Raw genomic sequence first — 5,628 nt, forward strand, 5'->3', positions numbered from 1 at the left:
AAATCATGAACGATATTACCTTCATTTTCCCTCAAGGGGAACACATATTTGGTGTTTTTATTTCCAATGGATAGGTTTTTAATTCCCATATTTGGGACATCGATCAGGTAATCACTTTTTCCGAAAGTAATGATTGGAAAATAGGGGTTAGGGAGCTTAATTTTTTTGGATGCGAAAACTTTGTTTTTTATTTTAAGTTTAAAAATTCCTTGTGTTAGATTAAAGGTTAATTTAACCGGAAACCAGCTGTTGTTGTCTAATAACCGACGATCTATCTTGGCTATGATCAAACTACTTTTTCCTTCTTCATTTAGTCTGAAGATGCACTGATCTTTTTCTTCGTCATAAAACAGGTTATAGATGGTATTATTTTCCTTGTTTTGAACTCTAAGGATATTCCCCAGTGAGTTGGTGCCATAGATTGCAAGTTGAAAGTCAATATCAAATAGTCCTTCAAATGAAATTGTGTTTTCTCCAAAAACTTCATAAGAAGTACGTTTATCGATTGCGTGATGACCTCCGTTAAATTTAAGTCCTTGTGAAAAGGATAGCGTCGGCAGGAATAAGTAAATAGCAAAATATATATAATAGAATTTCATACAGGGCAATCAAAAACTTAAATCCAGAAGTATGGACGCATCATTCCCTTTAAAAGGCGAGCGTATAAACCTTCGTAGATGATTTAATGGTTAGTAACTAATTTTTCAACATCTTAATACCTTAAAAGTATACAAAAAATTAATCAAATGAAATAAAGACGTTGTTACATGTTTTCTGATTTTTAACACGCAATAGTATTAAAATAAAACCGGGTTATTGTTTTATTTTGCCTATTAACCCCTTTTTAACCCTAAAATTAATCGACTCCACTTATCTTGTTCCAGAATTTAATGCTCTAATCATGGGCAAAATTCTGACTAATTATAAACCAGATTCTTCTTATGAAATTTTTAAGAAAGCTACAAAGCATTTTTATTCATGCTATGCCACTATTACTGTTTGTACAGTTTTGTTTTTTAATGCCTACCCATGCCACGATTCGAAATGGCGGATGGTAATAATGTGTCAGATCTTCAAATGCAAAATTTAGTGCGTTCTATTCAGCTTGTTGATAAATCCAATGCTACCTATTTTTCAGGTGATGAGATGACCATGGCTAGATTTTACAACCCGGATACCAAAGAACTATCTTCTGAAAGGGGGAGTGTTTGGATGTATACAGCTTCGATAGAAGCTGTTAATGCAATTTTAACAAGTCTTAAACTTCAAAAGGAAAATGGCAATGTATTATTGTTTAATCAACATTACAAGCGTTATGTCGATTTGTTGAAAAAACTATTTGATAATGCTGATTATTATCTAGGCACTTTTAAGTTGACGTCATTTACACAAGAAAAAGAGTGGGCAGTCTATGCGGTAGACCGTGTTCGAGAAAAGGGGAAAGCGAATGTTACTGGGATACTGAATGTTTACGATGATCAAATGTGGCTTGTCCGTGAATTATTAGACGCCTATCACCTAACGAATGATCAAGTCTTTTTAGAAAAGGCTGAGTATTTGACGGCCTATGTTCTTGACGGTTGGGATAGTACACTAGATGACAAAAATAAAGAGCATGGCGGTATTCCCTGGGGCCCAGGTTATGTGACCAAGCATGCTTGTAGCAACGGTCCAATGGTTAGCCCCTTGGTATGGCTGCACGAAATCTATAAGCATAAATCTGATCAGATCGAGCATCGCTATGTCGATCCAAAAGACAAAAAAACACGTCGTTCTAAAATGTTAAATAAAGGTGATTATTATCTAAGTTTTGCAAAAAAAGTCTACGATTGGCAAAAACGTTACCTTTTAAACAATCAAGGTGTTTATACAGATATGATGGGAGATTGCTTTCCGGATTGTACTATCGCATATGAGAATGTAAATGGAAGGAGATACCGTGCAAATACACTCTTGAAAACTGCCGTAGGTCCTTCATTTTCCTATAATAGCGGAACGATGATTTCTGGAGCTGCAGATCTGTATCGTGTAACAAAATCAAAAAAATATAGGGAAGATGCACAGTCATTATCTCATGCTAGTTTCGAGTATTTTGCAAAACTGGGAAAACAAATTCCGGCATATTATACGTACGAATCCTCAGGATTCAACAATTGGTTTAACGGTATCCTACTCCGGGGATTTTTTAATATTTATCCTAATTATAGAAAAGCAGGAAGTTACATGGAGTCTTTTCAAAAGAATCTTGATTATGGATATGAACACTTCTTGAAGGATGGGTTTTTACCAACAGATTTATTAAAGGGATGGGACACCGATCAAAATAAAAATAATCTGGAAGGTATGTTCATGTTTACATATGCTGCGCAATATGCTATTTTATCGCAATACGAATTAGACAAATCGAAATAAACCTAAATAGCAAGTTGTGATTTTAGCCAAAAAATAAAGATTGATTTTAAAGACCTCATGTATTTAGCATGGGGTCTTTTAGTTATTTTAGGAGTGTAGTTTTTGTTGTTCTAAAAATTCAGAAGGGCTTACTCCAAATTGTTTTTGAAAGTTCCGTGAAAAATGCGTGGCCGAGCTATAGCCTAGTAAGTTGGATATTTCATAGATTTTGAATTTTCGTTGTGCTAGTAATTCTGCGGCTTTTCGCAGCCGGGTCAAATTAATTAATTCATTAGGAGATAGGCTCGAAACAACATTAATTTTTCGATAAAGTGTTGGTCGGCTCATACACAAAATATCGGCCATACGGTCAACATTGAATTTCGGATCATCTAAATGATTCTGAATAATTTCATCCACTTTTTGAAGAAATTCTTGATCGCTTTGATTTTGGCCGATGCTCTGTATCTGTGATAAAGGGTTACTAACAAAAAAAGCTTTTACTTTTAATCTGTTTTTTAGAAGACTGGCAATTTGCGCTCTTAAAAATGCCGGTGAAAATGGTTTTTCAATATAAGCATCAGCGCCAAATTCTAAGCCTTGGATTTTAGATTCAATACTATTTTTCGCCGTAAGTAAAATTACCGGAATATGGGAGGATGCCATATTTTCTTTAATATGTTGGCACAATTCGTAGCCATCCATTTCCGGCATCATGACATCGCTAATAATTAAATCAAAATTATCCGATTCCATCAATTTCAATGCTTCTAGACCATTGTTGCAGGTTTGAACATGATATTCTTCACAGAGATCATCTGCAATAAATTCAAGTAATTCTTGATGATCGTCGATTAAGAGGATATTGGCTTTTGCATTTTTCATGATGATAGTGGGCTTTGATTTAGAGGAAGTATGAGTTTAAATACGTTGAAGGAGGATTCGTCTACTTCATATATTAATGTCCCTTGATGTTTTAAGGTCAATGATCTAGTTAGGGATAAACCTAATCCACTACCTGAAATACTTTTGCTTCTTTTTAAGCGATTGAAAGGTTCAAAAATATTTTGCTGTTCCGCTGGCGGAATTAGTGCCCCGTCGTTCTTTATGATCAATACACATGTTTTTGTATTTTCATCGGTTTTTAATGTTATTTCTATTCGATGATCAGCATATTTTAATGCATTATTAAGCAGATTATAACAGATTTTTTCGAAAGCGTCCAGATCAATTAAAGCGATAATACCCTGACTGATATCTAGTGTTAAAACACGATTTTGAGCAATTAAGGTTATGGCAAAATTATTGATAATTTCTTGTAAAATATGGCTTATGTTATGCGGAGCAAAGTTTAATTTAAACCCTTCGGCCTCTACCTTTCTGAAATCCAGTAATTGATTGCTTAATTCAATAAGTTTATTGGTATTGTTTTCCATCGTTAGCAGTAATTTATCTACTGCCGGACTGCGTTCGACTCTTTCCATCAATTTTCTAAAGGGGCCTTTATTAATGTTAACGGAGTTCGGATTTCATGAGCAACATCAGTATAAAAATTGATTTTTGAACGGTATAAATCTTGATCTCTTAAGTTTTGGATTGTTAAGATATGTTGACGATTCCGCTGTTTTATTGCTTCATTAAATGATGAATTATAAATGCGATAAGCCCGATAATAATAAATCCATAGATAAGATATGCAGGAAGACTTGCCCATATTGGCGGTAATACTTCTATTTTCAAGGTCTTGATTTGTGGAATCGCAGTGCCATTTGGATCTTCAGCTTTAATTATGAATGTGTAATTTCCTGGCGCCAGTTTGGTAAAGTATGCGCGGGGGATACCATTGATAGGGTTCCATTTTTCATCTATTCCTAACATTTTATAACTATAGCGTACAGAATGAGGAGCTTGATAATGTAATGCTGCAAAATCTAAGCTAAATGAGGATTCATCGTGCTTAAGTTTAATACTTTCGGTAAAGAGAATTGATTTTTTGAGAATGGTTGATTCATCAGTTTGACTTACTTCTCGATTATTGACAGTTAAATCTGTAATAAAAATAGGTGTTTTTGCATTGTATTTGATTTGATTTAATTGTTCGGGCTTAAATCGGATCAAACCATTGATAGTCCCAAAGTAGAAATTATTGTTGTTATCATCAAAGGAAGAGTTGTAATTGAACTGTAATGTTGGTAAACCCGATTCCATATTGAATGTCCGTATTTTGTGGTTGACGGGGTTATACCTAACAAGACCTTTGGAAGTAGCCACCCAGATATTATTTTCTTTGTCTTCTAAAAAAGAGAGAATAACGTTGCTGGGCATTCCGTCTTTTATACTTATAGAGCTAAAGCTGTTATTTTCAAATTCTTTTTTTACCATTCCTCCCTCAGTTGCAATCCACAATCTTTTTTTGAATCTTCAAATAAACTGTTAATTCGATTATTGGGTAGCGCATGTTGATCATGTGTCTGCTGCTTATAATGTTTAAAATAATTAGTCTCTGGATTGTAACAAATTAAACCATCACGCCAAGTACCTATCCACAAATTACCCCGGAAGTCCTCTAATATACAGGTGTAAAAAATATAAGCCGGTACATTTTTTATTAAGAAAAATTGTTTGGTGTCCAAATTAAAGCGGTACAATCCTCGTGTAGAAGCGGCTAAAATATCACCTTTTTTTGTTTGATAGAGGTGGAATATGAAATTACTTTCAAGTTCTGAATTATGATAACTATTTCTATCCAAATGTTGTGTCACCTGTAAGCGTTTTAAATCGAATATATCGAGTCCATTTACAAAAGCACCGACTAGTAATTTGTCTTTAATGGCTAGTAATCCATGAATATTATTATTAGCTAATGAGCTATTTTGACTCGTAAAACTTTGGATCTTATTGGTTGAGAGGTTCCATTTTGATATTCCGCCGTTCTCGGTACCCATCCAAATATTACCTTCTTTGTCTTTTTTAATGGCCCTGACAACCGATCCTTGTAGGTTTGTTGGTTGGTCGCCCGGTAAAATTTTTTCGATGATGCTGTTATGTGCATGATAGTAATTTAGTCCACCAAAATAAGTACCTAACCAGATGCCCTGATCTTTGTCTTGTAATATGTTGTAAATTGCATCGTCGGAAATACCCCATTTATTATGATTCTCCTTACGTAAATGAGAAACTTTAGTGGCGAGTTGATAAATCAAACAAGCCAGATTCTGTTGCAAACCAACTATTCAT

The 5,628-nt window shown here is 34.3% G+C and carries 6 protein-coding genes; 1 reads left to right on the forward strand and 5 read right to left on the reverse strand.

Going from position 1 to position 5,628, the window contains the following annotated elements; genetic code table 11:
- Nucleotides 1-599 (reverse strand): hypothetical protein (locus tag L950_RS24000; protein WP_031288427.1); only part of this gene is annotated, 599 nt, incomplete at its 3' end.
- Between the two features lie 430 nt (nt 600-1,029).
- On the opposite strand from L950_RS24000, the gene L950_RS24005 reads away from it, so the two are divergent.
- Nucleotides 1,030-2,412 carry a glycoside hydrolase family 76 protein gene (locus L950_RS24005; RefSeq protein ID WP_046792116.1) on the forward strand — a complete coding sequence of 461 codons (1,383 nt, stop codon included), beginning with the start codon at nt 1,030-1,032 and terminating at the stop codon, nt 2,410-2,412.
- Between the two features lie 87 nt (nt 2,413-2,499).
- On the opposite strand, the gene L950_RS24010 is transcribed toward L950_RS24005, so the two are convergent.
- The 4 genes from L950_RS24010 to L950_RS24025 form a co-directional block, all read right to left on the reverse strand.
- Complete coding sequence (locus tag L950_RS24010) at nt 2,500-3,276, reverse strand: response regulator (RefSeq protein ID WP_021190253.1); 777 nt, start codon at nt 3,274-3,276, stop codon at nt 2,500-2,502.
- On the reverse strand, nt 3,273-3,875 hold the full coding sequence (locus L950_RS24015) for a sensor histidine kinase (protein WP_021190254.1): 603 nt from the start codon (nt 3,873-3,875) through the stop codon (nt 3,273-3,275). Before L950_RS24015 ends, L950_RS24010 begins: the two co-directional genes overlap by 4 nt.
- Before the next feature lie 142 nt (nt 3,876-4,017).
- The gene (locus L950_RS24020) at nt 4,018-4,773 is read right to left on the reverse strand and encodes a triple tyrosine motif-containing protein (protein WP_021190255.1); all 756 of its coding nucleotides are present in this window, start codon (nt 4,771-4,773) and stop codon (nt 4,018-4,020) included.
- A complete protein-coding gene (locus tag L950_RS24025) occupies nt 4,767-5,594 on the reverse strand; it encodes a two-component regulator propeller domain-containing protein (RefSeq protein ID WP_197086677.1) in 828 nt (275 codons plus the stop codon). Before L950_RS24025 ends, L950_RS24020 begins: the two co-directional genes overlap by 7 nt.
- Nucleotides 5,595-5,628 lie beyond the last annotated feature (34 nt).

Origin of the sequence: Sphingobacterium sp. IITKGP-BTPF85, from assembly GCF_001006065.1 — a bacterium.
In the GTDB taxonomy this organism is placed as follows: Bacteria; Bacteroidota; Bacteroidia; order Sphingobacteriales; family Sphingobacteriaceae; genus Sphingobacterium; species Sphingobacterium anhuiense.